The following is a 26,674-nucleotide window of genomic DNA, read 5'->3' as shown; positions in this document are numbered from 1 at the left end:
GCGGTGCCCTCTGCTTCAGGACATGACGGTGCCACCGTCCACGTTGAGTGTCTGGCAGGTGATGAAGGCGGACTCGTCGCTGGCAAGGAACACCGCCGCGCCAGCCAAGTCCTGCGGCTGCCCCATCCGTCCCATCGGCACAGCGCTGACGAATTGTCGGGTCGGCTCGCCTGGAGACACGCCCATGGCGTCAGCGTAAAGCCGATCGACGGTCTGCCACATCGGTGTGTCGGTGATGCCCGGAGCGATGGCATTCACGCGAATCCCATGGGGCGCCATCGCCAGGCCAGCGCTCTGCGTATAACTGATCACGGCGGCTTTCGAGGCGCAGTAATGCGCAACCAGCGGTTCGCCCCGGCGACCGGCCTGCGAAGCCACGTTGATCACCGCCCCCTTGATCTTGCGCTCGACCATTTGCTGCAGCACGGCCTGCATGGTGAAGAACATGCCCTTCACATTGACGGCAAACAGGCGGTCGAACATCGCCTCGCTGGGATCGGTTACCGGCGCGAGATCGAAGATGGCCGCATTGTTGAACAGCCGGTCGATCGGGCCGCGCCTCACCGTTGCCGCTTCGATCACGTCTCTAACCTGCCCATGGTTCGAGACGTCCGCCGCCACATAATCGAGCTGGTCCGCGTGCGCCTGCAGAAGCTGCTGGATGCCCTCGCTGGGTTCGGTCGCAAGATCGATGGCGGTACAGATAGCGCCCTCGCGAAGATAGGCAGCCAGCACCGCAAGGCCGATCCCACCTCCGGTACCCGTCAGCAAAGCGTGATGGCCACTCAAACGTCCTTGGTGTGTCATTTCTTCGTCCCGTCGTTGATGGATGTAAGGATCAACTCGGCACTCGCAGGCCAGCATCTGCAGCGTGCCCACGCGCGCCGAGGGTTGTCAGATGCGCGCGTCACGCCGGCCGATGCCCTGCAGCAGTACGGCGACCACGATGATGGCGCCCTTGATCATCTGCTGGGGATAGGCCGGTACGCTGAGCAGGTTCATGATGTTGCCGATCAGCCCCAGCACCAGCACGCCCACTACCGTGTAGAACAGGCTGCCCTTGCCGCCTGAAAGCAACGCGCCGCCGATCACGCAGGCCGCGATGGCGTCCAGCTCCAGGGCCAGTCCCGCGCTGGGTGTGGCCACCCCCGAGCGCGAGGTGATGACCACGCCGGCCAGGGCGCTGAGGCCACCGCAGATGGCGTAGGCAGCAAGCTTGTAGCGCTCCACCGCAATGCCGGCCAGGCGCACGGCGGTCTCGTTGCTGCCGCTGGCCACCACCAGCCGGCCGAAGGCGTTGTAGCGCAGGATCAGGGCAAAGCCCACCACCACCACCAGCGCCAGCCACACCGGCCATGGCACGCCGAGCAGCGGGTCGGACTGGCGCCCGAACTCGCGCAGCAGCGCGGCGGCACTCTGATCGTCGGCGAGCCGTTGCGGCTGGCCGTTCGAGAGAATGAAAGCCAACCCGCGCGCCATGGTCATCATCGCCAGGGTCGCGATGAACGGTGCCATGCGCAGGTAGGCGATGAAGGTGCCGGTCACCAGCCCCATCAGCACCCCTGCGGCCACCGCGATGGCCAGCGCCAGCAGCAATCCACCCGCTCCCGCGAAGGGCAGCAGGTTCAGGCTCATGGCCACGACGATGCCCCCCACGGCCGCCACCGAGGCCACCGACAGGTCGATGCCGGCGGTCAGGATGACGATCAACATGCCGATGCTTACCAGCATCAGCGGCGTCAGCTGGCGCAGCAGATTGCCCAGGTTCTGCCAGGTGAAGAAGTCCGCCGACAGGAAGCTGGCGGCCACCACCAGCACCAGCAGCATGACCAGCGCGTTGTGTTGCAGGAACGCCCTGCGCAGGTCAAGCCCCTTGGCCTGCGCAGGCTCGCCGGGCAGCGTAGCGGCGGCCAATTTGTTCGGGTTGTCATGCATGTTGTTCCACTCCCATCGCTAGACAGATCATTGCGTGTTCATCAATCGCCGCGCCGCTCAGTTCGCCGGCGATCGCACCATCGCGCATCACCAGCACCCGGTCGCACAAGCCGATCAGTTCGGTCATTTCCGAGGACACCAGCAAAATCGCCACCCCTGCCTCCGCTAGTTCGTTGATCACGCGGTAGATCTCGATTCGCGCCCCCACATCCACACCGCGGGTCGGCTCGTCGAGTATCAGTACCCGGCACCCGGCATCGACCCACTTCATCAGCGCCACCTTCTGCTGATTGCCGCCCGACAAGTCACCCACCGCCTGCTCGATCGAGCCGGTTTTCAGGCGCAGCTGCTGGCGCAGCGCCTCGACCCCGGCGCGCTCGCGCTTGCCGTCGATCCAGCCACCACGTCCGATGTAGGGCGATCCTGGCCGCAGGGCAGCGTTGACCCGGACCGACATTTCCAGGAGCACGCCCTGCTGCTTGCGGTCCTCAGGTACCAGGCCGATGCCGTTTGCGATCGCCTCGCGCGGGCTGCGGTTACGCAGTGCTTGGCCGTTCAGGCGGATGCTGCCCGCGCTGGCAGGGTCGGCGCCGAACAGCGCGCGCATGGTCTCGGTACGCCCCGAGCCCACCAGGCCCCCAAAGCCCAGCACCTCGCCAGCGCGCACGGTAAAACCGACTTCGCGCACCAGAGGCCCGGCACACAACCCTTCTACTTCCAGCCGCACCTCTCCGAGCGTGGCCTGGCGCGGTGGGAACAAATCGTTCAGTTCGCGGCCGACCATCATCCGCACCAGGCCGCGCTCGTCGATTTCCGAGAGCGCCACGGTGCCCACGGTGCGCCCGTCCTTGAGCACCGTGGCGCGGTCGCAGATGCGGAAGATCTCGTCCATGCGGTGGGACACGTAGACAATGCAGACGCCCTTGCGCCGCAGCTCCTCGAGGATGCGGAAAAGCTGCTCGGACTCGTGGGCGGTGAGCACCGCGGTGGGCTCGTCGAACACCAGCACCGAGGCATTGCGCGACAACGCCTTGGCAATCTCCACCGCCTGCTGATGGGCCACCGACAGGTTGCCCACCGGCTGGGCCACATCGATCTCGCCGAAGCCAAGCTCCGCCAGCACCGCCCGCGCCTTGTCGCGCAGGGCGGCCTGGCGCACCCAGCCACGACGGCGGCCCAGGTCGTCGATGCAGATGTTCTCGGCCACCGTCAGATGCGGGGCCAGGGCAAACTCCTGATAGATGACCGACACGCCCAGACGCAGGGCGTCGGCCGGCTGCTCGATGCTCACCTCGCGCCCTTCCAGCAGCACCTGGCCGGCATCGCGTACGTAGGCGCCGGCGAGGACCTTCATCAATGTCGACTTGCCCGCGCCGTTCTCGCCCATCAGCGCGTGCACTTCGCCGCAGCGCGCACTGAAACTGGCACCACCGAGGGCACTGATGCCGCCGAAGGCCTTGTGGATGCCGCGCAGCTCCACGGCCGTATTGTTGGCTATTTGCATGGCAGTGCCCTCAGCGCGAGGCGGCCTTGAGCTGCTCGACGGTGTGGAAGGCTGGCAGCCGCTCGGTACTGGCAGGAGCATCCTCCAGGGCGATGAACTGCTCGACATTGGCCGGGGTGATCAGCTCCACGGGGAAGTACGAGGCCAGTGGCAGGTTGTTGGCGTCCATGCCCTTGTCGGCGATCTGGTGGATCAGTTCGATGGCCGCGATGCCCGTCTGCGAACCGCTGTTGGTAGCGCTGACCATCAACTTGCCCTGGCGGATCAGCTCAAGCGCCACCTTGAAGGTGCCGGACGCCGAGGCCACCCGCACCTGCCCGGCTTTGCCGGCGTTGTCCACGGCATTGATCGCGCCGATGGCGATGAAATCGTTCTCCGCCAGGATCAGGTTCAGGCGCTCGCCATGGGCCGAGAGAATGTCCTCGGTGGCGGCAAGGCCGCCCTCCTCGGTCCAGTCGCCACGGCCCCAGGCCAGCACGCTGAAACCGCCTTCGGGCCAGTTGAAGCCGCCCTTGGCCTTGACCTGCTGGAACAGCTCATAGCCCTTGAGCCAGGCATCCTCCTTCGACAAGCCCAGCTTGCGCTGCTCGGCACGGGCTTGGACGATGCCCGAGATCATGCCGTTGAGGCGGCTCTCGGAGGTGGAGTTACCCATCACGCCAATGACCATGGCGGCGTTGATCTGGCTGCCCGGGTCGGTGTGCTCGACGATGTAGCGCCCAGCCTCCACGCCGCTGCCATAGGGGTTGGCGGTGCTGGTGGTCACCACCGGGGCCCGGGCATCCGGGGCGGTGCCGACGGTGATCACCGGGATCCCGGCGGCCACCGACCGCTCTACATCGGCGACGGTACCCAGGGTGTCGGTGGGGTCGATGACGATCACGTCCACGCCCAGGGTGATGAAGTTGTCGACCTGGGCGCTCTGGCGCGCCACGTCGCTGTCGGCCACCTGCACCTGCAGGTCGTAGCCGTAGCGTTCGGCGAGGGTGCGAGCGTCGCGGGTCATCGTCACGAACCAGGGGTTGCCGAGGGTGATTTCGGTCCAGCCGATGCGCAGGTGCGGGCCCTTCTTCTTCAGCGGCAGGGCCTTTTCGATGGCCGTGCGGTCGGGCATCTGCGGATCGACCAGGCCGGACAGCGCGGTATTGGGGATCAGCTTGTACAGCGGGTGACGCTCTTCGGCGCTGGCGGTAGCCGCGAGCAGGAAGGCCAGCGCAGTGGCGCAGACGGAACGGGCAACGGTGGTTTTCATCTTGTTGTTCTCCAGGTTGCAGCGCAAAGGGTCACAGCTCGATCCAGGTGGACTTGAGCTCGGAGTACTTGTCCAGCGCGTGCAGCGAGCGATCACGGCCGTTGCCGGACTGCTTGAAGCCGCCGAACGGCATGCTGATATCGCCACCGTCGAAGCAGTTGACCCACACGCTGCCGGCACGCAGGCTGCGGGCCATCTGGTGGGCGCGCGACAGGTCGGAGGTCCACAGGCTGGCGGCCAGACCGTACGGGGTGTCGTTGGCGATGCGCAGGGCATCGAGGTGATCGCGGGCGGTGATCACCGAGAGCACCGGACCGAAGATTTCCTCGCGGGCGATGGTCATGTCGTTGCTGACCTCGTCGAAGATCGTCGGCGGCAGGTAGAAGCCCTTGGCGCCCAGCCCATGGCTGATCCGCTCACCGCCCAGGATCAAGCGCGCGCCCTCCTGCACACCCTTGTCGATGTAGCCCAGCACGCGTTCAAGCTGGGTCTGATCGACCATGGCACCCAGCTGCGTGGCCGGGTCCAGCGGATCGCCGGCAGCGATGCCACGGGCGACCTTGAGCACCTCGGCAACGAACTCGCCGCGGATGCCGGCCTCGACGATCAACCGCGACGGCGCTACACAGACTTCGCCCTGGTTGAAGAACATCGAGCGCGCCGCGGTGATCGCGGCCTTTTCCAGGTCATGGCAGTCGTCGAGGATGATGTTCGGGGTCTTGCCGCCGCACTCCAGCCAGACCCGCTTCATGTTCGACTGCCCGGAGTACTGCAGGAACAATTTACCGACCTCACCAGAGCCGGTGAACACCAGGGTGTCGACATCCATGTGCAGCCCCAGGGCCTTGCCCGCGGTGGGGCCAAAGCCCGGCAGCACGTTGAACACCCCGGCCGGGATGCCCGCCTCGGCGGCCAGCCCTGCCAGGCGCAGGGCGGTGAGAGGCGATTGCTCTGCAGGTTTGAGCACCACCGAGTTGCCCATGGCCAGCGCCGGGGCGACCTTCCACATGGACATCAGCATGGGGAAGTTCCACGGCGTCACGGCGCCCACCACACCGATGGCCTCGCGGGTCACCAGGCCCAGGGCCGAAGGGCCGGATGGCGCGACTTCGTCATACAGCTTGTCGCAGCTCTCGGCATACCAGCGCAGGCAGTCGAGTACGGCGTGCACGTCGAAGCCCGCGCTTTCGCTGATCGGCTTGCCCATGTCGAGGGTTTCCAGCAGCGCCAGCTCGTCCATGTGCTGCTCGAACAAGGCGGCAAAACGCAGCAGCACCTGTTTGCGCTCCTTGGGCGTGCGCCGCGACCAGACGCCACTGTCGAATGCCCGACGTGCGGCCTTCACGGCCAGGTCGACGTCCTCGGCCTGGCAGGAGGCGACCTGGTTCAGCACGCTGGCGTCGCGGGGCGAGACGTTGGCAAAGGTCTGGCCACTCACGGCATCGACGAAGCGTCCGTCGATGAACGCCTGGCCCGGCAGTTCGAGTTGACTGACACGTTTCTGGACAGCGGTGAGATCAACAAAATTGGCAATGCTCATGGATTTTCCCTTATCAAATATGATGCATCATGAATTGAGCGACACGTCGCCCGCAGGCGAGCACCACTGCTAGAAACTCACCACGGTCTTCAAGCCCCACACAACCACGCTACGGTCGTGGTCGAAGCCGCCGGGGTTGCGGGTGTACTGCACGTTCGGCCGCAGGGTCAGCGCCGGGGAAAGCTGCAATCCGTAATACAGCTCGACCGGGTACTCGACATCTGCGCGTTGCTCGGAACCGCTGGCCTGCTGTGCTCGCCGAGCCGAACGCGGGTTGACCTCCAGGCGCCCCAGGGCCAGGCCGATTTCGTCTTGCGGGCGTGCCGCGAACGGGCCGCCGACGAAGGCGCCCAGGTGCCAGACCCGCTCGATGTCGGAGACATCGCGGTCGGACTGGATGAAGTTGCTGAACAGCGTCAGGCCTCGCGCCGGATTGCTCGGCGACTGGTAGACCCGCTGCTGGGCCATGGCGTACCAGCCGCGGGCCTGGTCGTGGCGCTCGGGGGTGTTGCCGGTCAGCCCGATGGGCTGGCCCTCGACGTCCAGGTAGATATCGTCGAAATCCCCGGTGTTGCGCCACACGCCGACCCGGTAGCTGCCGGGCAGGCCGGCCAAGGTCGGCTTCCAGGCCAGTTCAGCGACTGCGAGGTGGCCGGTGGTGCCCGAGGGGCTGCCGAAGTTCAGGCTCTGGGCATTCTCGGTGAAGCGAGGGTTCACCTGGTAGATCGCCGTGTTCAGCCACCAGTCGTCCGCCAACTGTGCCTGCAGCGCCGCCCCCCATTGGCTGACCGGCCAGGTGAACCAGTTGGGCGTGATGTAGCCGGGCACGGCGCCACAGAAGGTCAGGTTCTGGAAGGTGCAGGAGAACGGGAACACATCCCCGCTCATGGGCAGCCGACCGACTTTCAGCAGCAGGCGGTCCGCGTACAGGGCCTGCTGGTAATAGAACTGCACCAGCCGTGTGACGCTACCGCGGCCGTAGATTTCCTGGGCGGCCAGCAGTGTGCCGGTGTTGGCCTCACGGGTCAGGCTCTCGCCGTTGCGGTTGGTGAAGGTCGCGCGCAACGCCGCGCCCTCCCAGCCAAGCAAGCGTTGCAGGTCGAACTGCGCGTCGGCCATCAACTGGTCGCTGTAGGTGCCTTTGTGCGGGTCACCGCCCTGGGTGTTGTAGGCCAGCTCGTTGACGTAGGTGAACAGGAAGTCCACGCCCTGTTCATGCAAGTGGGTGCGCTCGCCATTCCAGTCGCCGAGCAGGAAGTTGTTCTGCGAGTAGCCATCGGCATGGGCCGTTTGCAAGGCGCAGAGGCCCAGCAGGCCGAGCCCGGCCAAGGAGGTTCTTGCCATGGTGATGTGTTCCCGAAACTGGTTCTTGTGGTTGTTATTCAGTTTTTTCAGGGTGTAGCGGGCTGCCGGCCTCTTCACCAAGGCCGGACTCGCCACATCGGGGTCAGATCAGACAGACATCAGTGCTACAGGCACTGCCTGACGATTTCGGCCACCTCCTGCTGGTCGCGGATCGGTTTGGGGTGACAGGCCAGGTCCTGGTTGAAACTGGTCCACACCACCTTGGCGAACGCATCGACCTGTTCAGGCTTGAGGCCATAGCTGCCAAAAGTGTCGCGGATGCCCAGGCGGGCGAAGTGGGTGCTGACGATGTCAGGCAGACGCGCGGCGCGTTCGGCCACCGACAGGGCCTGGGTGGCCGGGTCGAGGATCGCCGCGACCCTGGCGAATTTGTCCTGCGCCACCGGCAGGGTCCAGCGAATCACCTGCGCCGTGCTCGCCGCCACGGTGCCGCCATGGGGCGCGTCGGTCATCGCCCCCAGCGGCTGGCCGAGGGCATGGGAAACGGTGACCCCGGCACCGGCGATGGCCATGCCGGCAAGGGTCGAAGCCAACGCCATGCGCGCCCTCGCCTCCAGGTCGTCGCCGTGCTCGACGCAGCGCAGGGCGTTGTCGGCGAACAGGCGGATCGCCTCCAGGGCGACCATCTCGACCCAGGGTGTGGAGTGGATGCTGATGAACGCCTCCAGGGCATGACAGAACGCGTCCGCAGCGGTCAGCGCAGTCAGCCGCGCAGGTTTGCTGACCAGGATCTGCGGGTCGATCAGCGCCACATCCGGGTAGATACTGGGGTTGACGATGGCGCACTTGAGGCCGAGTTCGGGATTGTTGATCACCGCGAACGGCGTGGCCTCAGAGCCGGTGCCGGAGGTGGTCGGCACCACCAGCAGCGGCAGGCCACGGGTCGTCGGGCGGGTCACTGCCTCGCCAAGACGTTCGGTGTAATCCCAGCAGCTGCCGCCATGCACGGCCACCAAGGCCACCGCCTTGGCCGAGTCGATGGCGCTGCCGCCACCGATGGCCACCACCGCCTGGCAACCGTTGTCACGCACCAGCGTTACGGCGCGGTCGATGGTGGTGTGGCGCGGGTTGGGCACGATGTCGTAGAACTCGACCGCCTCGATGTCGCGCTCAGCGAAGCTGGCGAGCACCTTGGCTACCAAGGAGCTGCCCTCCAGGAACGGGTCGACCATCAACAGCACCTTGTTGCCATAGGGCACCACTTTCTCGGCTATGCGCAACACTCCGCCGACCTCGAAGTCCAGTTTGACGGGCAGACTTGCCTGAAAATCCTTCATCCCACTCATCCTTTGCTGATGGCCGATGCCGGACGCTGATCATCCGAGGTGACCAGGACCGATCCGCCTTTCTTGTAGAATTCGCCGAGGTCGTTGGCAGCCCGCAGGGCCGCAAGCATTTCCCGAATGGTCACCTCGAAAGGCTCGACTCGGCTGGTCTGCTGCGGAGAAGCCGCCACCTCCGCCACCCGGTGCAGCTCCTCGGCGCTGATGTCGCCCAGTGCCAGGTCGGCCAGGCATACCGGCAACCCTACCGCCAAGCACAGGTGCAGCAGGTCGTCCAGTTCAGCGGCCGGGGCGCCCTCGAGCAGCAGCATCACCAGCGTGCCGAAGGCCACGTATTCGCCGTGGTAGGCGCTGGCCCGCTCGCCCAGCTCGCTGAAGCCGCTGTACACGGCATGGGCGGTGGCCACGCCGTTGCTCTCGAAACCGATGCCGCTCATCAGCGCGTTGGCCTCGATTACCCGGTTCAGTGCCTTGGTCACGACGTTCTGCTCGCACGCCCGCACGGCCTGCACCGCGTCCTCGCGCAGCACCCGGTGGCACAACTCAGCGATGGCCATGGACGTGAGGGTCGCCTTGCCTCCCCCCTGGGCGGAGCCAAGGCCGAGGAAGTTGTCGCGATAGCCCTGTACGCAGGTGCGGGCCTCGTAATAGGTGGCCAAGGCATCGCCGATGCCAGCCACCAGCAGGCGCACCGGGGCCTGGGCGATCACCTGGGTGTCGACCACCACCACGTCGGGGCTGCGCGCGTGGAACAGTACGTCTTCGTAGCTGCCGTCGGCGTGGTAGAACACTGACAGTGCACTGGTGGGTGCATCGTTGGACACCACCGTGGGCACGATGCACAAGGGTAGCCGCGCCCTGGCGGCCACCGCCTTGGCGGCATCGAGCACCTTGCCGCCGCCGACCCCGATCACCCCGTCGCAACCCTGATCCTGCTGTAGCAGGAACAGGCGCTGGACCTCGGCACGTGTGACTTCACCTTCGAACACGGCATAGCGCAGGTTCAGTTCCGGGTTGTCGAAGCTCAAGGCCAGGGTCTGGCGCAGGCTGTCCAGACGGCCCTGAGTGGTGATCACCAGAAACCGCTGGCCGAACCAGGCTATATGCTGGTACAGGCGCTCCAGTTCCTGGTAACCCTGAATGTAACGGCCGGGAGCCGCGAAGATCTGAGTCATTCGCACCTCCCGGGCCCTTGGCGCAATCCACGACGCACTGTTTGCATAGGGGGCATCCTCGCCTCTTTCCAAGGCTTTCTTGTTCTCGGTTTCAGGACGTTTCATCAGGTCTGACGACGTGATTGCATATCATATATCATGTTTGTTCGCGCAATTCCAAGTCCCTTTCGCGCACGTCGAATTCCGCGAGCGCTCACAGGGCAATGGAACCCGCAGCTGCACACGCTTACGCGGCATTTTTGCTTTTCAGCACAAGATCATTTGCCTGGGAGGTAATTAATCTTCTTCTCCGGCGCCCATAGAGTGTCCAGCCAAAGGGCAACAACCGTTGGCCCGACCTAAACTCCAAAAGCCAGCACGAACCCTGTGGGAGCCGGCTTGCCGGCGAAGGGCCGGAACAGACACAACATGTTCACCCTGCGTAGCCAGATCGGGCCCTATCGCCGGCAAGCCGGCTCCCACAGGGAAAACCAGCACTCGTCTGCCATGGCCCCATCGCCCTGCTGTCGACCCTGCCCGACGCCGAGGGCTTCACCCGCCAACTGCAGAGCGCGAAGCCGGCGAAAGCCAGCGCCGACTGGATCTATGCGGGCTACAAGATGACGGTTATCAGCAACCAGGAAGAAGAGGCCGCCAAAGGCCTGCTCAACGGTGGCCAGATGAAGTTCTACCCGCAAACCGCGTTGGAGCTGGCCGGTGGGTTGTACAGCAGCAATACAAGCAACTGGACGCCCAATGTGGTCGTTGATCGCGAGTTGATCACAGGCCAGAACCCGGCCTCGGCCGCCGAGGTCGGCAAGGCATTGCTCGGCCGGATGAAGTAACGCGCCTGCGCAGGGGGAAAACGAAATCGCCCGATACGCATTCAAGGCGTTCGGGCGACGTCGTCAGCATTATCCGCAAGCTGCGAAAGGATCACGCGCCGACCAGGCTTTCCTTCTCCTCCAGCCATTTGATCATCAGCTCGCCCCAGGCGATGTCGGCTTGCATGGCCGCCTTGGCCTTGGCCGAATCGCGGTTGCGCAAAGCTTCCAGCACTTCGAAATGCTTGTGCTTGGAGCTGGCGAGCTCGCGCTTGGGGACTTCTGCGTGAAAGCGACTCAACAATGGGCCCATGATGACCCACATGTTCTCCAGGGTCTTGGCCACTACGGGCATGCGCGCAGCGGAAATCAGGCCGAAGTGGAATTCTCTGTTGAGCAACGATGCCTGTTTGTAGTCGACCGAAACCGCTTTCTGGAAGGCATCCTGAATGGCTTCAAGCTTTTCCAGCTCCGCCGCGGTCACCCGCAGCGCAGCCATGCCCGCAGCCTCACCTTCGAGCAGGTGCCGGATCAACTGGATTTCCCGCAACTGACTGACCGTCAGCTCCGGGACATAAATGGAGGTCGCGGCCTTCATATCCAGCGCGTGGTCGCTGACCAGGCGGAATATCGCTTCACGCACGGGAGTGATCGACACGCCGAACTCTTCGGCCAGCGCACTGATCCGCAAACGGTCCCCGGGCTGGTACTGCCCGTCCATCAGCGCGGTGCGGATGATGGCGTAGACCCGCTCGCTCAAGTTGCCTTTGTCGATAGGCTTATGCACGGTCACGGTTACATGGTCTCCAGGGTCAATAAGGATGCGCCGGGCGGGCTGATACGACGGCACCGGGCGGCGAAGATAACGCATCATACATCACGACCTTTTCATCGCCAGCGCAATCAAGGCGTGATCCGGCTGTTGACGTGCGATCCGAACGAAGATATATCATACATCACTACAGCATACGTCAAGGAACATGCCCATGCCTATCACCGGTAAAACACGGGTTGTGGTTCATCTGTGTTACCCCGCCAAACACCTGCGCACGCCTGAATTCTTCAACCCGCTGCTGGAGCAGCTCGGCCATGACGGCGTCCTGGTGCCCTGGGAAGTGTCACCCGCCAATCTGGCCAGCGCCTGGGAAGGGTTGCGCGGCATTGAAAACCTGGCCGGCGTGATCGTCACCGTGCCGCACAAACTGGAGGTGGCTAAACTTTGCGATGAGCTCAAAGGCACCGCCCGTTCGTTGAATGTGTGCAACGTCGCCAAACGCCTGCCTGACGGACGCTTCAGCGGGCGCATGTTCGATGGCGACGGTTTTGTCGTCGGTTTGAAAAAGCAGGGCCACGACCTGCGTGACCGACGCGTGCTGCTGCTCGGTGCCGGAGGCGCGGCCACCGGCATCGCCCATGCCTTGCTGGCTGAAGACATCCGGGAGTTGGTGATCAGCAACCGCACGCCGGCCAAGGCCGAAGACCTGGTCGCCGAATTGCGTCCGCTATTTCCAACACGGCAAATCCATGCCGGCAGCGCCGACGCCAGCGGGTTCGACGTCGTGATCAACGGCACCGCGCTGGGCCTCAAGGCCGACGACCCGCTGCCCTTGCCGGTCGAAACCCTGGCACCCGGCACGGTCGTCGGCGAAGTGGTGATGAATCCGGATATCACCCCTTTGCTGAGCGCTGCAGCCGAGCGCGGCTGTGTCATTCACAAGGGCTCACACATGATTACCGGCCAGATCGATCTTTTGGCCGAGTTTCTGTTTGCCTGATCGGGCGTGCAGGCACCTTCGAACCCGCAGAGGAAAACCATGAAAAAGATTGCAATCGTAACCGGTGGCGGTTCGGGCATTGGCCTGGCCGCGGCACAGCGCCTGCACGCAGATGGCCATGAGGTGTTCACCCTGGGCCTGGGCGAACCCGAGCAGCGGGTGGCGGGCATTCACTATCAAGAACTGGACGTCACCGACGATGACGCCGTGAACAGCTTCTTCGCCCGCTTCGAGCGCATCGATGCCATCGTCAACGCCGCCGGCATCATTGATCACAGCCGCGAATGGGAGCCCGAAGGCTTCAGCCGCGTCATGGACGTCAACCTCACGGCGGTACTGCGCGTCACCAATGCCGCCCTTCCCGGCCTCAAAGCCGCGCGCGGTGCAGTAGTGAACTTCGCCTCGATGTGGAGCATTTTCGGCTCGGCCAAGACGCCGGCATACGCTTCGAGCAAGGCGGCCATTGCCGAATTGACGCGTTGCATGGCCGTGGCCTGGGCGACCGATGGGGTCAGGGTCAATGCGGTGGCTCCGGGCTGGATTCTGACCAACCTGTCGCGCCGCGCATTCGAGGACCCGGAGCGCTCGCAAGGCATCATGGCGCGCATTCCAATGAAGGCCTGGGGCATGCCCGAGGACGTGGCGAATGTGATTGCCTTCCTGGTTTCGGAAAACGCGCGCTATGTGACCGGCACGACCTTGCCTGTAGACGGCGGCTATTCGATCGCCTGATCGGCGGCCGTCCATAGAGTGCTTGACCGTAAAAATGCATGATATATGATGCATCAAATAGCGCGAAATCCCGGCACTCGCTACCGGGCCTCGAACAACAATAAGCAGTGAAGTGAGGTACAGCATGAATCTGGTTTTCGGCTCACCCGGCCGTTATGTCCAAGGCACTGAAGTACTCGCCCAGGCAGGCACCTGGCTGGCGCACTGCGGTCGTAAGGCCGTCGTCGTCATCGACAGTTATGTCCTGGGCCTGATCAAGTCGCGACTCGACGACACCTGCTCCCGGTCAGAGGTCGAGTTGCACTACATCACCTTCGATGGCGAGATCACCGCCGACGGCATCGCTGACCTGAGAGCGGCAGCCGGGCAAGTGGACTTCGACATGATCCTGGCCGTGGGTGGCGGCAAGTGCATCGATGCCGGCAAAGCCCTCGCCCACAGCAGCGGTCGCGCACTGATCACCATGCCGACCGTGGCGTCCAACGATGCCCCCACCTCGAAAAACTATGTGGTCTACGACGCCCATCACCAATTGAGCGAAGTCGGTCACCTGCTCAGCAGCCCGCGCTACGTGCTGGTGGATACCGGCCTGATCGCCCAGGCGCCGCGCCAGTTTCTGCTGGCAGGCATTGCCGACGCCCTGACCAAGAAATTCGAAGCCGAACAGTGCTTCGCGTCCGGCGGCGTCAACATGTTTGGCGCACGTCCCGCGCTGAGCGGCGTGGTCCTGGCGCGCGAGTGCTACCAGGTCATTCGCCAACATGCCGAGGTGGCGCTGGCTGAGGCAGGTTCAGGAAGCGTCACGCCAGCCTTCGATCAGTTGGTCGAAGCCGTGCTGCTGATGAGCGGCCTGGGGTTCGAAAGCGGCGGCCTGTCCATTGCCCACGCGATGACCCGTGGCTTGTCGAAAGTCCCCGGTGCCCAGCAACAGGTGCATGGTTTCCAGGTGGCTTATGGGCTACTGGTGCAACTGGTTCTGGAGGACCGCGACGCCGATCTCATGGGCGACCTGCTGAGCTTCTATCAACGGATCGGCCTGCCGCGCAGCCTGGCCGAACTGGGCGTAACCGCCATCGACGACGGCGTGCTGATGCAAATCGCCGAGCCCACGCTCAACGCCCCCCACGCCCGCAACTTCGCCTCGCTTTCAGGCGGTCCCTTGACCTGCAACGACCTGATCAGTGCCATGCGCGCACTGGAGGACCGGACCCATTGAAAGCCCCCCCGGCACACCTGTTGAGCAGACAACCACCCGGTTGACGTTCATCCCCCGCCACTGAGTTTCAACACCAGAAAATTCATGCCTGTGATTGGAGGTAGAGATGTCTGCACCCCGCAAAACGCTAGAACAGTGGAAAGCCAGCAACTATGTGCCCAGCGCCGAGACCGTCAGGATGCTCCGGGACAGGGCGAAGTTCGTTCGCCTTGAAACCATCCGCCTGATCGAAATCGCCAAGACCGGCCATTACACCTCGGTGTTTTCCGCCGCCGAGCTGTTCTCGGCGCTGTACTACGACGTGATGAATATCCGCCCCGCAGAACCGAAATGGCCAGGTCGCGACCGCTTCCTGATGGGCAAGGGCCATGCCGCCGTGGGCCAGTTCCCGATCCTGGCTGACCTGGGCGTATTCCCCAGCGAATGGCTGGACGACTACACCCGCCTGGGCAGTCCGCTGGGCGATCACCCGGACATGCGCAAAGTGCCTGGCATCGACTTCTCTTCAGGCTCCATTGGCCATGCCCTTTCTGGCGGCCTGGGCATGTGCCTGGCCCAGCGTTTCACCGGCGAGGTCTATGACGTGTTCGTCATGCTGGGCGACGGCGAGATGCAGGAAGGCCAGGTCTGGGAGGCGGCCATGAGCGCGGCCCACCATAACGCCAAGCACCTGATCGCCATCGTCGACCGCAACGGCTTCCAGCTCGACGGCCAGGTGGACGACGTGATCGGCATCGAACCGCTGGATGAGAAATGGCGGGCTTTCGGCTGGGAAGTGCATGTCATCGATGGGCACAACATCGCCGAAGTCACCGAGACCCTGCGCCGGGTGAAGGCTGACGAACGCCGCGAAAAACCGGTCTGCATCATCGCCAAGACCGTCAAGGGCAAAGGCGTTTCCTACATGGAAACCGAACCCGGCTGGCACCTCGGGTACCTCGACCCGGAAGACGCCAAACGTGCCATCGCAGAAATTGAAGCCAAGGAGATCTGAACATGAACGCCCCTCTTTCACCGAACTCCTGGCAGTACCGTGGCCTCAATGCCCTCAACCCAGGCCTGTCGTATCTGTCCGACGCACTGATCGAACTGACCGAGGCCGGTTATCCGGTGATGGCCGGTTCCGCCGACCTGCAGTACTCCAACGGCCTGAACAAGTTCGCCAGCCAATTCCCTGAGCGTTACATCCAGTTCGGTATCTCGGAACAGAACATGGTCACCGCCGCCGCGGGCCTGGCCACCTGTGGGGTCATGCCGTTCGTGGCGACCTTCGCCTCCTTCCTGGGGCTTCTGTGCTGCGAACAGATCCGCATGGACGTTGCCTACTCGGCTCAACCGGTGCGCCTGATCGGGCACCACACTGGTATCTCCCTGGGCTTCTATGGCACCTCGCACCATGCCACCGAAGACATCGCCACCATGCGCTCGATCGCCGACCTGGCGGTCGTGTCGCCCTCGGACGGGCCGCAACTGGTCGCCGCCATCAAGGCTTCGGCCACCTACGACAAACCGGTGTATTTCCGTATCGGCCGTGGTCGCGACCCGATCATTTACGAAAACGGTGTCGAGTTCGAATTCGGCAAGGCCCATGAGCACTTCGAGGGCGAAGAGCTGACCATCATCGCCTGCGGCATCACCGTGCACCCGGCCTTGGCGGCAGCCCGCAAGATGAACGCCGAGGGTCGCTCGGTGGGGGTCATCGACATGGCCTCGATCAAACCGATCGACCGGGACGCCATCCTGCGCGCTGCCGCCCGCAGCAAACGCATGATGACGGTCGAAGAGCACAACGTGCTAGGTGGACTGGGCGCGGCGGTAGCGGAAGTGCTGGCGGACGAAGGCGTTGGCATCAAGCTCAAGCGTCACGGTATCTACGACGAATACAGCCTGATCGCCCCGCCGACTCACCTGTACGCCCACTACAAGCTCGATGCGGCCGGGATCGAGGAAGTGGCATTGGCGCACCTCAACGCCTGACGCACCCCACCCCCCGTGTGGGCGCGGGTTTGCTCGCCTCCATACGGGCTCGTCGTTCGACATGGCCAGCCACCCTATCCCGTGGCCCATGAAGCATCTCGGAGCCAACAATGAATAACATCACCGAGACCCTGTCCGACTTCACCACCGGACAGGCCAAGACAACCCGTGTATCGCTGCGTAGAAAGTCATTGATAGCCACTGGCATTGGCAACTTGCTGGAGTGGTTCGACTGGACAATCTACACCGTCGCCTCGGTCTACATCGCCGCGGCGCTTTTCGATAAAAGCAACGCCACCTCTGCCCTGCTCAATACCCTGGCCGTGTTTGCCGCAGGCTTTCTGCTACGGCCCATCGGCGGAATCTGCTTCGGCATCCTGGCGGACAAGATGGGCCGGCGTGCGGTTTTGCTCAGCACCATGCTGTTGATGGCCGGTGCCAGTTTGCTGATTGCGTTTATCCCCTCCTACGACAGCATTGGCAGCTGGGCCTCGGCGCTGCTGTTGCTGGCCCGCCTGGTACAGGGTTTTGCCCATGGCGGCGAGACCACGACGTCCTATGCCTACATCGCCGAAATCGCCCCACCCAAACGTCGTGGCCTGTGGTCGAGCACCGTGTTCTTCGCGGTCGGTTCGGGATCGTTGTTGGCCACGTTCTACCTGGCGCTGCTGACGTCCCTGTTGTCCGTGAGCGAAATGCAGGAATGGGGTTGGCGCATTCCCTTTGCCACGGGCGGCCTGCTGGCGGTATTTGCCCTATGGCTGCGGCGCAACATGATGGAGAGCGAGCACAGCCCGAGCACCGCAGAAGCCTCGACGGAACCGGCCTGGAGCCGCGGCAAGATCATTCGGCATGGCGTTCGCCTGTTTCTGTATGAAGCCGGCGCCACCCTGACCTACTACACCTGGGTCACGTCGGCCTCGATCTATGCCATCAGCGTCCAGGGCATGGACCCACGTAGTGCGTTCACCATGAGCTGCATTGCGCAGGTGATCTACCTTGTGTTCCTGCCGATCTCGGGCTGGATCTCCGACCAGTGGGGGCGCAAGATTTCCGCCCTGATCTCCCTGCTCGGGATTGCCGCCACGCTGTTCCCGTTGTGGAACCTGATTTCCAATGAGCCCTGGACCTTGATGGCGGCTCAAACCGCAGGCCTGTTGCTGGTGGGCTTCATCACCGGCTGCAAACCGGCGTCGATTTCCGAGCAAATTCCCACCCGCTATCGCACCCGCATGTTCGGTGTCTGCATCTCACTGGGTGTGGCGGTGTTCGGCGGCACGGCCTCCTACCTGACGACCTGGCTGTATTCGCAGAACATCGGCTGGATGTTCAACATCTACCTGATCGTGGTGGCCATCATTGCCAGTGCCATGGTGCTGATGTGGAAGAACAACCACGGCGTGCCAATCGACAGAATCTGACCCTCTCGATCACTGACTTGAAAGGCCCGTCCCGGTTCTCGGGTACGGGCCTATTCATTCTCCAGATCTGGAAAATCGTAAGCGTTGCCGGCGACGTGCCAACCGTCAGGTCATTTGTTGCGAATCTGCGGATCGGGCAAACAGGCATCGCGGGAAACCAGTGCCCAGTCATGCTTCTTGAACGAGCCGACGCTTTCACGGGTGAGCAATACAATCATCGCCACCCCAAGCAACATCAGGCCGGCCATGAAATACAGACTCCACTGGAACCCGGCAACGGCCGAGAACCCGCCACCTGCGGCTATCAACATGCCGATGACGATGGGGCCGATCCCCCCGATCATCTGCCCCGTCATGTTGAGACCGTTGCCGAGCCCGATCGCACCAGGCTCGCTTGAATCGGAGGACAAGGCGTACAGCACGGGGTAGATGCCATTGGTTGCCAGCCCCAGGAACAACTGGACCAGGATCAGCCAAAGCAGATTCCCGCCAACGAACTGCAGCATTAAAACGCCGATGGCTACCCAAAGGAACGTGATCACCAACGTGGGTTTGCGCCCGATCCGATCCGACACACCGCCCCAGATGATCTGCCCGATTCCACCGGTGAGGGTGAAGAGCACGCCATAGGCAGCGGTTTCTGCCAGCGAATATTGCGCGACGAATGCGAGATACAGCGGCAGCCACAACGAGATGCCGGTATAGACAGCCAGGGCCAGCCCGGCAAGCACTGGCGTGACCATCAGATTGGGGTTTTTCAGGGCCCTGCCAAAGGCGCCTGGTGCCGCCTTGACCTTGCCACCCTCGAGCAACGGCGGAGTCTGCCCCGCAGCGATGACGGCATGCTCGAATTTTTCATAGCGTTCTCGCGTGGAAAACTTCCAGAAAACCAGGGCAATCGGCACGATCAGAATCACCGGGATCAGCAGCGTGAGCCGCCACTGCTCCGGGCCGAACAGGGTAAAGACACCCGCCACGGCAAGCCCGCCGAGAAACGTGCCCCACGGCACAGCGGTGTGGTGCAGGCCCACGGCGAACCCGCGTTTCTCGATCGGCCACCACTCCGCAACGGCCGTGACTTCAATGGCTTCCCCTGCCCCACTGAACACTTTATTCAAGGCCTGGAACACGAAGAAGGCGGCGAAGGTGGTCGTCAATATCGAGATACCCGTCAACAGCGTGAACAAGGTATAGGCCGCGAGGATGATCATGTATCGGTACTTTCTGGCCCAGCCGTGACCCGCTCGATCGGACCAGATCGTCAGGGGGAGCGCCAGCAGGCCCTGAGCGACTGTCATGGCGCCGGCGAAGAGCCCGATAAGCTCAGGGCCCACCTTGAACTCGCCGATGATCGAAGGCTGCAACACGCCGGTCGTCCAATATCGCATGTTGTCGTTCATGGCCAGCAACAGCCACAACAGGGTCATTGCAATCCATGAATATCTGTTGATGGGCCCTACCTTGCCCAAACCCGCACCGATGACGGGCGAACCCGTCAATACACCGCTTTTAGAGGACATAGACGTTGCTCTTGTTGTTTTTGTTCAGGGTTGGGACACGGGCCTGTCCAGACCAGGTCTGCTGGTGTTATATCATATATGATATTAAACTCAATTCGACCTCACCCCTCCAGAACACAAGAACAGGAGCCTCCATGAGTGCAATCAGCGCTTCGCTCGATCGCTTGTTGTCCCGCGCACGATTCGTCGACCTTTCCCCACAGATCTGCTCGCACATGCACCGCTGGCCAGCTCATCCCGACGTCAACATCATTACGGACGCACGTAACCACGATCAGCACGGTTACTACCTGCAAATGCTGGTCATGCCTGAACACTCCGGCAGCCATGTCGATGCGCCAGCCCATGTCCATCGCCATCTCATGGATCGCACCATCGACACCTATGCGGTCGACCGGCTATTGAAGCCGGGCAAGAAAGTCGATGCCCGAGCGCTCGACCTGCAACCCGGCGAGACCTTGAGCCTGGCCCAATACACCCGCCTGGCGGATGAGCAAGGCATCACCATCACGCCGGGGGATATCGCGCTGGTCCAGTTTGGCTGGGACATCTACCTGACGGACCCTGAACACAACCCGCAGGGTGTCGGCTCCTGGTGGGGAGGCAATGCACCCGGCTTTACCGAAGAGCTTTGCGCCTGGTTTGCCGAGCAGAAGGTGACTGCGGTGGGGACCGATACTGCCGGGTGCGATATCGCTGTAGTCGACGGGAAAATTCTCAGCGCATTCGGGCACGACACTTATTTTCTGCCGCGAGACATTCTGATTCTGGAGGGGTTGTATGGACTGGATCAGCTTCCCGGCGAGTTCTACTTCATGGCATTGCCGTTGAAAATCAAGAACGGGTCGGGCTCGCCCTTGCGGGCGATAGCGGTGGTGGACGGCGAAAACCACTGAAAGGACTCGCGAGGGTTTCTTCGTGGCGGCCAGTAGAGGAGATCAATGTCTGGCCGCCGCACCTGCAGGTCGGCGGCGCACCGCCGACAAGCGATCGGTTTAAACCAGGTAAGGAGGAGTGACCAGCGATTACCAGGCTCGACTATCGACTCAAACCACACGGGCTTGAATCGCTGGAGCCTTTGGTTTAGATGGCGTCCCAGGGCAGGTTCGAACTGCCAACCTTCCCCTTAGGAGGGGGATGCTCTATCCAATTGAGCTACTGAGACACAAGAACCGGCAGCGAACGCTGCACGGTAGGACGGCGAGCATGTTAACCAGCGGGCTGCCGTTTGTCAGCCTTAATCGGGCCTTTTGCACGTAGGTTTTTTCTACCCTTCAAACGATCAGCTTTTCCTCACGCAGTAGCTGGAGCAGCCCGGTCACCGCAGTAGTCAACGATCCCGAGTTGTCCAACAGGTGTACCGTCGAATCCTGGTCAAGCCGCATCCCGGCACTGCGCGCCAGGCGTTCGTCGATTTCCTGCGGCGTCTCCCGCCCTCTTGCGAGCAGGCGTTCGCGCAATACCTCGGGCTTTACCACCAGGCACACGGCCAGCAAGTCAGGGTAACGCAGGCGCGCCTGGGGTAGATAAGCACGAGAACCATTGACCAGCACCGAATGCCCCTGCGCAAGCCACTGGTCCACTTGCGCCGGAATGCCGTATTCCAACCCATTGGCCCGCCAATGCATGGCAAATTCGCCGGCTGCACGCATCGCTTCGAAGCGCTCGGGCGTGACGCCTTGGGCGGCTTCACCCTTGGCTTCGGCAGAACGGGTGATCACCCGACGGGCAATTTCCACCCCCGCCGCGGCCAGTGGCTCACGCGATTGTTCGATCAGGGAATCTTTTCCCGATCCGGACGGTCCTATCAGAAATATCAGGCGGCCTGAGGCTTTGCCTTGGGCGCTTGCGTCATGTTGCATAGCCACTATGCTCTATGGAAGGAAACCCGCGCATTTTAGGTGTTTTCTCTACCCTTTGCCGTGTTTTACGGGTTTTTGACGGCAAGGGGCTGACGCGTAGGCGTGCCGGAATATGTAAAACTTTTCAAACCAGTACTCATTTCTGATAATTGGTACTGGCAAAAAGCCTGTATCCGGCCCACTATTTGTCACAGAATTGACGCCAAGGAAACGGCGACCATGGGCAAAAATGAGCACCAAATTTTCCTGTCGGTTGAACATTTTGTCGTCGCCACGGTCGTACCACCATCCCGTGCGGCCAATTTGAGAACCGCTTCCCCTGAACCAAAAACCGGTCAATTTATATGCGCCCAATGAAACAGGCTATTTATTCGAGCCGTACCGCTGACAAGTTCGTCGTCCGCCTGCCAGACGGGATGCGTGAGCGCATTGCCGAAGTAGCGCGCAACCATCACCGCAGCATGAACTCCGAGATCATCGCACGCCTGGAGCAGAGCCTTATCCAGGAAGGCGCGCTGGGTGACGAGCTGAGCATGCGCCTGGACAGCCCTGAGCTGTCGCTGCACGAGCGCGAGTTGCTGCAGCGCTTCCGCCAGTTGTCCCATCGACAGCAGAACGCACTGGTGGCCCTCATCGCTCACGATGTGGAGATGGCTGCCGACGCCTCCTGAGGCTAACTCACGGCCAGCACACCCAAGGCCCTGCCCTGCAGCAGGCCTTTGAAAGAAACGCCCGATGCCCCGCATCGGGCGTTTCTTTTTCCAGCACCCGTAACCCTGCACCACATTGCCTTTTCTCTCGGCAACAGAATGGACGACTCGTTCGCACAGTTGCTCAGGAGAAACAGCATGCAGAACCTACAGAAAGACGCTTCGACCCTCGCCAGGGAAAAGGAAATTCTCGATGCTCTACAGCATCTCGTTGGCACTGAATACAGCACTGGGGTGAAGGACACCGTTGCTGCCGTCAGCCACTTCGAAATCGACAATGTCATTGGTCCTGACGACGCTGCAGCAATGACTTATCAGTTGTATATCCACACCGATAAAGACCGCATGATTACTGGCTTTGGCTTTACCCAGTGACTGCGGACACAAAACAGCCAGCGTAAGCTGGCTGTTTTGTTTTGTCTGTTCCGACCCTATCGCCGGCAAGCCGGCTCCCACAGGTACGGCGTCGTGCTTGAACTCAACTCGATACCTGTGGGAGCTGGCCTGGCCTGGCTTACAGCAGGAACACCGTTGCCAACCCCAGGAAGATGAAGAAGCCGCCACTGTCGGTCACTGCCGTGATCATCACGCTGGAACCCATCGCCGGGTCGCGCCCCAGCCGCGTCAGGGTCATCGGGATCAACACGCCCATCAATGCCGCCAACAGCAGGTTCAAGGTCATCGCAGCCGTCATCACCAGGCCCAGCGACCAGCTGCCATACAACCAGAACGCCACCGCACCGATCACACCGCCCCAGATCAGGCCATTGAGCAGCGACACCGCCAGCTCCTTGCGCATCAGGCGGCTGGTATTGCCCGGCGAGACTTGGTCCAGCGCCATGGCGCGAACGATCATGGTGATGGTCTGGTTGCCGGAGTTGCCGCCAATACCCGCAACGATCGGCATCAGCGCCGCCAGTGCCACCAATTTCTCGATCGAGCCCTCGAACAGGCCAATCACCCGCGATGCGACAAAGGCCGTGATCAGGTTGATGGCAAGCCAGGCCCAACGGTTGCGCAGCGAGCGCCAGACCGAGGCGAAGATATCTTCCTCTTCGCGCAGACCGGCCATGTTGAGAACTTCGCTCTCGCTTTCCTCACGGATCAGGTCGACCATCTCGTCGATGGTCAGACGACCGATCAGGCGATCGCTCTTGTCCACTACCGGCGCCGAGACCAGGTCGTAACGCTCGAAGGCCTGGGCAGCGTCGTAGGCATCTTCCTCGGGATGGAAGGACACAGGGTCAGTCGCCATGACCTCCGCCACCTTCTTCTCCGGGTCGTTGACCAGCAGACGCTTGATCGGCAACACGCCCTTGAGAATGCCGTCATAGTCGACCACGAACAGTTTGTCGGTATGGTTGGGCAGCTCTTTCAGGCGGCGCAGGTAACGCAACACCACTTCCAGGCTGACGTCTTCGCGGATGGTGACCATCTCGAAGTCCATCAGCGCACCCACCTGCTCCTCGTCGTAGCTCAACGCCGAGCGAACACGCTCACGCTGCTGGGCGTCGAGGCTCTCCATGAGCTCGTGAACCACATCACGTGGCAGCTCAGGCGCCAGGTCGGCCAGTTCGTCGGCGTCCATCTCCTTCGCCGCAGCGAGGATTTCGTGATCGTCCATGTCGGCGATCAGCGATTGGCGAACGGCGTCGGATACTTCAAGGAGAATGTCGCCGTCACGATCCGAGCGCACCAGCTGCCAGACCGTCAGGCGGTCTTCCAGGGGCAAGGCTTCGAGGATGTAGGCGATGTCTGCAGGGTGCAGGTCGTCGAGCTTGCGTTGCAGCTCGACCAGATTCTGGCGATGGACGAGGTTTTCCACCAGGTCATGGTGATGACCTTCCTGACGGTGGGTCAGGTCCTCTACCACGCGCTGGCGCTGCAGCAGTTCGACCACCTGGGCCAGGCGATCCTGCAGGCTCTCTTGCGCTTTCTTTACTTCTACTTCGGTCATAGGCGAACTCCACTCCCAGCAGCGGAGCACGCCGGGAGAATCAATCGGTCAGATCAATCTGTATGTAGCTTGTTAAGGAGTAACTACTGGGTAAGTCCATGGTGGTATTCCACAAGCCCCGGCGGGGCTGACGGGCGCAATCATACACTGCCTAAGCTGTCAGATCGCTTAAAATTTTGGCCAGAACAATCGTTTGCGCGATAAAGCTAGGACAACGCTCGAAGCCATCAGTGCGACGGCGGGCGCGGAACAAAGAACACATCCGCCGCACAAAAGAATGTCGGACCGGTTTCTTTGCAGTCTAGTCAGGCATCACCGACAAAGCGGTGAAATCAGAAAACAAAAAGCCCGCTCAAATGAGCGGGCTTCTTGATGTATGGCGGACTCAGCAGGATTCGAACCTGCGACCGCTCGGTTCGTAGCCGAGTACTCTATCCAGCTGAGCTATGAGTCCGTGGTTGGTAGTTTTAGACCAGATTACCACTGGTTTGTTGAAGTGCCTTTGCAAGCAGAGCCACTTCAAAAGTGGCGGACTCAGGAGGATTCGAACCTCCGACCGCTCGGTTCGTAGCCGAGTACTCTATCCAGCTGAGCTATGAGTCCGTAGTTGGTAGTTTTAGACCAGGTTACCACTGGTTGGCTTGAAGCAGCTTCTTAAGCAAAGCCACTTCAAAAGTGGCGGACTCAGGAGGATTCGAACCTCCGACCGCTCGGTTCGTAGCCGAGTACTCTATCCAGCTGAGCTATGAGTCCGTGTCTTGCCGCGCATTATAGGTCGCTAAATCATTTTAGCAAGAACTTTTTTCGTTTAATTTCAACGACTTAGCGTTCTTACCGACTACAGCGCCCTAAGCGAATAATGGCGGTGAAGGGGGGATTCGAACCCCCGATACCCTTATGAGGTATACTCCCTTAGCAGGGGAGCGCCTTCGGCCACTCGGCCACCTCACCGCAACACGAGGCGAATATTAAACAGGCTCTTCCTCGTTTGCAACCCTTTTTTTTAAAAAAACTTCAAAAAAATTAAAGGCTTGGCTCTTCATCCTTCTCTTTCTTGATCCGCAGGTAGATTTCCTCGCGGTGAACGGCCACTTCCTTGGGCGCGCTGACGCCAATACGCACCTGGTTGCCTTTTACGCCGAGCACCGTCACGGTGATCTCGCCGTCTCCAATGATCAGGCTCTCGGCGCACCGACGAGTCAGAATCAACATAGCTTTCTCCTTACGCAAAACAATTCAGGGATAACAGTCTTGGAATGCCAGGCCCTGGCCGCGGACAACCGCACAAGGCCTGGATGCTCGCCACGCCGACAGGACAGGGCCTGCGTGGCGAGCAGAAACGCGAAGGGCGCGGCTTAGCCGCGCCCTTCTGGCAAAGCCTTACTCACCCTGTCGGGCAGGGGCATCGAGCTCGAACGCGGTGTGCAGCGCGCGAACGGCCAGCTCCAGGTACTTCTCTTCGATCACTACCGAAACCTTGATCTCGGAGGTGGAGATCATCTGGATGTTGATGCTCTCCTTGGCCAGGGCTTCGAACATGCGGCTGGCAACACCTGCGTGGGAGCGCATGCCAACGCCGACGATCGACACCTTGGCGATCTTGATGTCGCCGACCACTTCGCGGGCACCGATTTCACGTGCAGTGTTTTCCAGCACGGCGTGGGCCTTCTCGTACTCGTTGCGGTGTACGGTGAAGGTGAAGTCGGTGGTGTTATCGTGCGAAACGTTCTGCACGATCATGTCCACTTCGATGTTCGAAGCGCTGATCGGGCCGAGGATCTTGAAAGCGACGCCCGGGGTGTCCGGCACGCCACGAATGGTCAGCTTGGCTTCATCACGGTTGAAGGCGATACCGGAAATGATCGGCTGTTCCATGGATTCCTCTTCATCAATGGTAATGAGGGTACCCGGACCCTCCTTGAAGCTGTGCAGCACGCGCAGCGGAACGTTGTACTTGCCGGCGAACTCCACCGACCGGATCTGCAGCACCTTGGAACCGAGGCTGGCCATTTCCAGCATCTCTTCGAAGGTGATCTTCTCCAGACGGCGCGCCTGAGGCACGACACGCGGGTCGGTGGTGTAGACGCCATCGACGTCGGTGTAGATCTGGCACTCGTCAGCCTTGAGCGCGGCCGCCAGGGCCACACCGGTGGTGTCGGAGCCACCACGACCGAGGGTGGTGATGCTGCCGTGCTCGTCGACACCTTGGAAACCCGCCACCACCACCACGCGCCCGGCCTTCAGGTCGGCGCGAATTTTCTGGTCGTCGATCTGCAGGATGCGCGCCTTGTTGTGCGAGCTGTCGGTGAGAATGCGCACCTGGTTGCCGGTGTAGGACACCGCCGGCACGCCACGCTTGATCAGGGCCATGGCCAGCAAGGCAATGGTGACCTGCTCGCCGGTGGACACGATCACGTCCAGCTCACGTGGAACCGGCTGGTCGGTAATCTGCTTGGCCAGGTCGATCAGGCGATTGGTTTCTCCGCTCATGGCCGACAGCACAACCACCAGGTCGTCGCCCGCCTCACGGTGTTTCTTGACCTTGTCGGCAACCTGCTCGATCCGCTCGATGGAACCGACAGAGGTGCCGCCAAATTTCTGTACGATCAACGCCATTTCAATGGTGCCTCAGCCCATACAGGGCCCC

23 protein-coding genes, 5 tRNA genes and 1 pseudogene are annotated in these 26,674 nt (G+C 62.0%); 10 read left to right on the top strand and 19 right to left on the bottom strand.

Annotated features, from left to right (window positions below; all coding sequences use genetic code 11):
* Nucleotides 1-15: 15 nt before the first annotated feature.
* From ACIPZB_RS17125 to ACIPZB_RS17090, 8 genes are all read right to left on the bottom strand, one after another.
* A complete protein-coding gene (locus ACIPZB_RS17125; protein WP_400641765.1) occupies nucleotides 16-807 on the bottom strand; it encodes an L-iditol 2-dehydrogenase in 792 nt (263 codons plus the stop codon).
* A gap of 87 nt (nucleotides 808-894) precedes the next feature.
* On the bottom strand, nucleotides 895-1,935 hold the full coding sequence (locus ACIPZB_RS17120) for an ABC transporter permease (RefSeq protein WP_400641764.1): 1,041 nt from the start codon (nucleotides 1,933-1,935) through the stop codon (nucleotides 895-897).
* A complete protein-coding gene (locus ACIPZB_RS17115) occupies nucleotides 1,928-3,439 on the bottom strand; it encodes a sugar ABC transporter ATP-binding protein (protein WP_400641763.1) in 1,512 nt (503 codons plus the stop codon). Before ACIPZB_RS17115 ends, ACIPZB_RS17120 begins: the two co-directional genes overlap by 8 nt.
* Nucleotides 3,440-3,449: 10 nt before the next feature.
* Entirely contained in the window at nucleotides 3,450-4,691 is a 1,242-nt protein-coding gene (locus ACIPZB_RS17110) for a sugar ABC transporter substrate-binding protein (RefSeq protein WP_400641762.1), read from the bottom strand.
* A 31-nt stretch (nucleotides 4,692-4,722) separates the two neighbouring features.
* Nucleotides 4,723-6,231, bottom strand: a complete 1,509-nt coding sequence (locus ACIPZB_RS17105; RefSeq protein WP_400641761.1) for an aldehyde dehydrogenase — start codon at nucleotides 6,229-6,231, stop codon at nucleotides 4,723-4,725.
* Nucleotides 6,232-6,300: 69 nt separating this feature from the next.
* A complete protein-coding gene (locus tag ACIPZB_RS17100; RefSeq protein ID WP_400641760.1) occupies nucleotides 6,301-7,575 on the bottom strand; it encodes a carbohydrate porin in 1,275 nt (424 codons plus the stop codon).
* Between the two features lie 125 nt (nucleotides 7,576-7,700).
* Nucleotides 7,701-8,873 carry an iron-containing alcohol dehydrogenase gene (locus ACIPZB_RS17095; protein WP_400641759.1) on the bottom strand — a complete coding sequence of 391 codons (1,173 nt, stop codon included), beginning with the start codon at nucleotides 8,871-8,873 and terminating at the stop codon, nucleotides 7,701-7,703.
* A gap of 5 nt (nucleotides 8,874-8,878) precedes the next feature.
* Nucleotides 8,879-10,054: a glycerol dehydrogenase gene (locus tag ACIPZB_RS17090; protein ID WP_400641758.1), complete on the bottom strand. Its 1,176-nt coding sequence runs from the start codon at nucleotides 10,052-10,054 to the stop codon at nucleotides 8,879-8,881.
* 473 nt (nucleotides 10,055-10,527) lie between these two features.
* On the opposite strand from ACIPZB_RS17090, the pseudogene ACIPZB_RS17085 reads away from it, so the two are divergent.
* Nucleotides 10,528-10,878 (top strand): annotated as a pseudogene (locus ACIPZB_RS17085) (type 1 glutamine amidotransferase domain-containing protein); the annotation flags it as partial.
* A gap of 91 nt (nucleotides 10,879-10,969) precedes the next feature.
* On the opposite strand, the gene ACIPZB_RS17080 reads toward ACIPZB_RS17085, so the two are convergent.
* On the bottom strand, nucleotides 10,970-11,731 hold the full coding sequence (locus ACIPZB_RS17080) for a GntR family transcriptional regulator (RefSeq protein ID WP_400641757.1): 762 nt from the start codon (nucleotides 11,729-11,731) through the stop codon (nucleotides 10,970-10,972).
* A gap of 112 nt (nucleotides 11,732-11,843) precedes the next feature.
* Between ACIPZB_RS17080 and ACIPZB_RS17075 the strand changes: the two genes are divergently transcribed.
* The 6 genes from ACIPZB_RS17075 to ACIPZB_RS17050 all read left to right on the top strand — a co-directional run bounded on the left by ACIPZB_RS17075 (nucleotide 11,844) and on the right by ACIPZB_RS17050 (nucleotide 17,978).
* On the top strand, nucleotides 11,844-12,632 hold the full coding sequence (locus tag ACIPZB_RS17075) for a shikimate dehydrogenase family protein (protein ID WP_400641756.1): 789 nt from the start codon (nucleotides 11,844-11,846) through the stop codon (nucleotides 12,630-12,632).
* 39 nt (nucleotides 12,633-12,671) lie between these two features.
* Nucleotides 12,672-13,364, top strand: coding sequence for an SDR family NAD(P)-dependent oxidoreductase (locus ACIPZB_RS17070; RefSeq protein ID WP_400641755.1), 693 nt, complete (start codon nucleotides 12,672-12,674; stop codon nucleotides 13,362-13,364).
* 124 nt (nucleotides 13,365-13,488) lie between these two features.
* Nucleotides 13,489-14,580 carry a glycerol dehydrogenase gene (locus ACIPZB_RS17065; RefSeq protein ID WP_400641754.1) on the top strand — a complete coding sequence of 364 codons (1,092 nt, stop codon included), beginning with the start codon at nucleotides 13,489-13,491 and terminating at the stop codon, nucleotides 14,578-14,580.
* 106 nt (nucleotides 14,581-14,686) lie between these two features.
* A complete protein-coding gene (locus ACIPZB_RS17060) occupies nucleotides 14,687-15,574 on the top strand; it encodes a transketolase (RefSeq protein ID WP_400641753.1) in 888 nt (295 codons plus the stop codon).
* A 2-nt stretch (nucleotides 15,575-15,576) separates the two neighbouring features.
* Nucleotides 15,577-16,557 carry a transketolase family protein gene (locus ACIPZB_RS17055; protein WP_400641752.1) on the top strand — a complete coding sequence of 327 codons (981 nt, stop codon included), beginning with the start codon at nucleotides 15,577-15,579 and terminating at the stop codon, nucleotides 16,555-16,557.
* A gap of 110 nt (nucleotides 16,558-16,667) precedes the next feature.
* Nucleotides 16,668-17,978: an MFS transporter gene (locus tag ACIPZB_RS17050; protein WP_400641751.1), complete on the top strand. Its 1,311-nt coding sequence runs from the start codon at nucleotides 16,668-16,670 to the stop codon at nucleotides 17,976-17,978.
* Between the two features lie 110 nt (nucleotides 17,979-18,088).
* On the opposite strand, the gene ACIPZB_RS17045 is transcribed toward ACIPZB_RS17050, so the two are convergent.
* A complete protein-coding gene (locus tag ACIPZB_RS17045) occupies nucleotides 18,089-19,405 on the bottom strand; it encodes a nitrate/nitrite transporter (RefSeq protein WP_400641750.1) in 1,317 nt (438 codons plus the stop codon).
* Between the two features lie 227 nt (nucleotides 19,406-19,632).
* On the opposite strand from ACIPZB_RS17045, the gene ACIPZB_RS17040 reads away from it, so the two are divergent.
* The gene (locus tag ACIPZB_RS17040) at nucleotides 19,633-20,394 is read left to right on the top strand and encodes a cyclase family protein (RefSeq protein ID WP_400641749.1); all 762 of its coding nucleotides are present in this window, start codon (nucleotides 19,633-19,635) and stop codon (nucleotides 20,392-20,394) included.
* A 192-nt stretch (nucleotides 20,395-20,586) separates the two neighbouring features.
* Here the strand turns inward: ACIPZB_RS17040 and ACIPZB_RS17035 are convergent.
* Together ACIPZB_RS17035 and phnN are read right to left on the bottom strand one after the other, a co-directional pair.
* Nucleotides 20,587-20,663 (bottom strand) — tRNA-Arg (locus ACIPZB_RS17035).
* Between the two features lie 109 nt (nucleotides 20,664-20,772).
* The gene (gene phnN, locus ACIPZB_RS17030; protein ID WP_400641748.1) at nucleotides 20,773-21,360 is read right to left on the bottom strand and encodes a phosphonate metabolism protein/1,5-bisphosphokinase (PRPP-forming) PhnN; all 588 of its coding nucleotides are present in this window, start codon (nucleotides 21,358-21,360) and stop codon (nucleotides 20,773-20,775) included.
* Between the two features lie 344 nt (nucleotides 21,361-21,704).
* Here phnN and ACIPZB_RS17025 point away from each other — a divergent pair, with 344 nt between their 5' ends.
* Nucleotides 21,705-22,031, top strand: a complete 327-nt coding sequence (locus tag ACIPZB_RS17025) for an Arc family DNA-binding protein (protein WP_003254499.1) — start codon at nucleotides 21,705-21,707, stop codon at nucleotides 22,029-22,031.
* 177 nt (nucleotides 22,032-22,208) lie between these two features.
* Nucleotides 22,209-22,445, top strand: coding sequence for a hypothetical protein (locus tag ACIPZB_RS17020; protein WP_400641747.1), 237 nt, complete (start codon nucleotides 22,209-22,211; stop codon nucleotides 22,443-22,445).
* 139 nt (nucleotides 22,446-22,584) lie between these two features.
* Here ACIPZB_RS17020 and mgtE read toward each other — a convergent pair whose 3' ends face one another.
* The 7 genes from mgtE to ACIPZB_RS16985 form a co-directional block, all read right to left on the bottom strand.
* Nucleotides 22,585-24,027, bottom strand: coding sequence for a magnesium transporter (mgtE, locus tag ACIPZB_RS17015; RefSeq protein WP_008098671.1), 1,443 nt, complete (start codon nucleotides 24,025-24,027; stop codon nucleotides 22,585-22,587).
* 377 nt (nucleotides 24,028-24,404) lie between these two features.
* Nucleotides 24,405-24,481 (bottom strand) — tRNA-Arg (locus ACIPZB_RS17010).
* 72 nt (nucleotides 24,482-24,553) lie between these two features.
* Nucleotides 24,554-24,630, bottom strand: a tRNA-Arg gene (locus ACIPZB_RS17005).
* A gap of 73 nt (nucleotides 24,631-24,703) precedes the next feature.
* Nucleotides 24,704-24,780: transfer RNA gene (locus tag ACIPZB_RS17000), tRNA-Arg, on the bottom strand.
* 107 nt (nucleotides 24,781-24,887) lie between these two features.
* A tRNA-Ser gene (locus ACIPZB_RS16995) sits at nucleotides 24,888-24,978 on the bottom strand.
* A 72-nt stretch (nucleotides 24,979-25,050) separates the two neighbouring features.
* Complete coding sequence (gene csrA / locus ACIPZB_RS16990; RefSeq protein ID WP_003254503.1) at nucleotides 25,051-25,239, bottom strand: carbon storage regulator CsrA; 189 nt, start codon at nucleotides 25,237-25,239, stop codon at nucleotides 25,051-25,053.
* A 168-nt stretch (nucleotides 25,240-25,407) separates the two neighbouring features.
* A complete protein-coding gene (locus tag ACIPZB_RS16985; protein WP_008098658.1) occupies nucleotides 25,408-26,643 on the bottom strand; it encodes an aspartate kinase in 1,236 nt (411 codons plus the stop codon).
* Between the last annotated feature and the right edge of the window lie 31 nt (nucleotides 26,644-26,674).

The organism is Pseudomonas sp. NPDC089396 (genome assembly GCF_044749545.1).
In the GTDB taxonomy this organism is placed as follows: Bacteria; Pseudomonadota; Gammaproteobacteria; order Pseudomonadales; family Pseudomonadaceae; genus Aquipseudomonas.
Note: the sequence above shows the minus strand (reverse complement) of the source record. Positions and strands in the feature narration are given on the sequence as shown.

Excerpts from the sequence above, each read along its gene's own strand:
- ACIPZB_RS17025 (WP_003254499.1), top strand. The coding sequence starts at position 21,705 with ATGCGCCCAATGAAACAGGCTATTTATTCGAGCCGTACCGCTGACAAG.
- mgtE (WP_008098671.1), bottom strand. The coding sequence starts at position 24,027 with ATGACCGAAGTAGAAGTAAAGAAAGCGCAAGAGAGCCTGCAGGATCGC.
- ACIPZB_RS17020 (WP_400641747.1), top strand. The coding sequence starts at position 22,209 with ATGCAGAACCTACAGAAAGACGCTTCGACCCTCGCCAGGGAAAAGGAA.
- ACIPZB_RS17070 (WP_400641755.1), top strand. The coding sequence starts at position 12,672 with ATGAAAAAGATTGCAATCGTAACCGGTGGCGGTTCGGGCATTGGCCTG.
- ACIPZB_RS17050 (WP_400641751.1), top strand. The coding sequence starts at position 16,668 with ATGAATAACATCACCGAGACCCTGTCCGACTTCACCACCGGACAGGCC.
- phnN (WP_400641748.1), bottom strand. The coding sequence starts at position 21,360 with ATGCAACATGACGCAAGCGCCCAAGGCAAAGCCTCAGGCCGCCTGATA.
- ACIPZB_RS17040 (WP_400641749.1), top strand. The coding sequence starts at position 19,633 with ATGAGTGCAATCAGCGCTTCGCTCGATCGCTTGTTGTCCCGCGCACGA.
- ACIPZB_RS17115 (WP_400641763.1), bottom strand. The coding sequence starts at position 3,439 with ATGCAAATAGCCAACAATACGGCCGTGGAGCTGCGCGGCATCCACAAG.
- ACIPZB_RS17120 (WP_400641764.1), bottom strand. The coding sequence starts at position 1,935 with ATGCATGACAACCCGAACAAATTGGCCGCCGCTACGCTGCCCGGCGAG.
- ACIPZB_RS17065 (WP_400641754.1), top strand. The coding sequence starts at position 13,489 with ATGAATCTGGTTTTCGGCTCACCCGGCCGTTATGTCCAAGGCACTGAA.
- ACIPZB_RS17055 (WP_400641752.1), top strand. The coding sequence starts at position 15,577 with ATGAACGCCCCTCTTTCACCGAACTCCTGGCAGTACCGTGGCCTCAAT.
- ACIPZB_RS17090 (WP_400641758.1), bottom strand. The coding sequence starts at position 10,054 with ATGACTCAGATCTTCGCGGCTCCCGGCCGTTACATTCAGGGTTACCAG.
- ACIPZB_RS17105 (WP_400641761.1), bottom strand. The coding sequence starts at position 6,231 with ATGAGCATTGCCAATTTTGTTGATCTCACCGCTGTCCAGAAACGTGTC.
- ACIPZB_RS17060 (WP_400641753.1), top strand. The coding sequence starts at position 14,687 with ATGTCTGCACCCCGCAAAACGCTAGAACAGTGGAAAGCCAGCAACTAT.
- ACIPZB_RS17125 (WP_400641765.1), bottom strand. The coding sequence starts at position 807 with ATGACACACCAAGGACGTTTGAGTGGCCATCACGCTTTGCTGACGGGT.
- csrA (WP_003254503.1), bottom strand. The coding sequence starts at position 25,239 with ATGTTGATTCTGACTCGTCGGTGCGCCGAGAGCCTGATCATTGGAGAC.
- ACIPZB_RS17045 (WP_400641750.1), bottom strand. The coding sequence starts at position 19,405 with ATGACCCTGTTGTGGCTGTTGCTGGCCATGAACGACAACATGCGATAT.
- ACIPZB_RS17100 (WP_400641760.1), bottom strand. The coding sequence starts at position 7,575 with ATGGCAAGAACCTCCTTGGCCGGGCTCGGCCTGCTGGGCCTCTGCGCC.
- ACIPZB_RS17075 (WP_400641756.1), top strand. The coding sequence starts at position 11,844 with ATGCCTATCACCGGTAAAACACGGGTTGTGGTTCATCTGTGTTACCCC.
- ACIPZB_RS16985 (WP_008098658.1), bottom strand. The coding sequence starts at position 26,643 with ATGGCGTTGATCGTACAGAAATTTGGCGGCACCTCTGTCGGTTCCATC.
- ACIPZB_RS17110 (WP_400641762.1), bottom strand. The coding sequence starts at position 4,691 with ATGAAAACCACCGTTGCCCGTTCCGTCTGCGCCACTGCGCTGGCCTTC.
- ACIPZB_RS17080 (WP_400641757.1), bottom strand. The coding sequence starts at position 11,731 with ATGATGCGTTATCTTCGCCGCCCGGTGCCGTCGTATCAGCCCGCCCGG.
- ACIPZB_RS17095 (WP_400641759.1), bottom strand. The coding sequence starts at position 8,873 with ATGAAGGATTTTCAGGCAAGTCTGCCCGTCAAACTGGACTTCGAGGTC.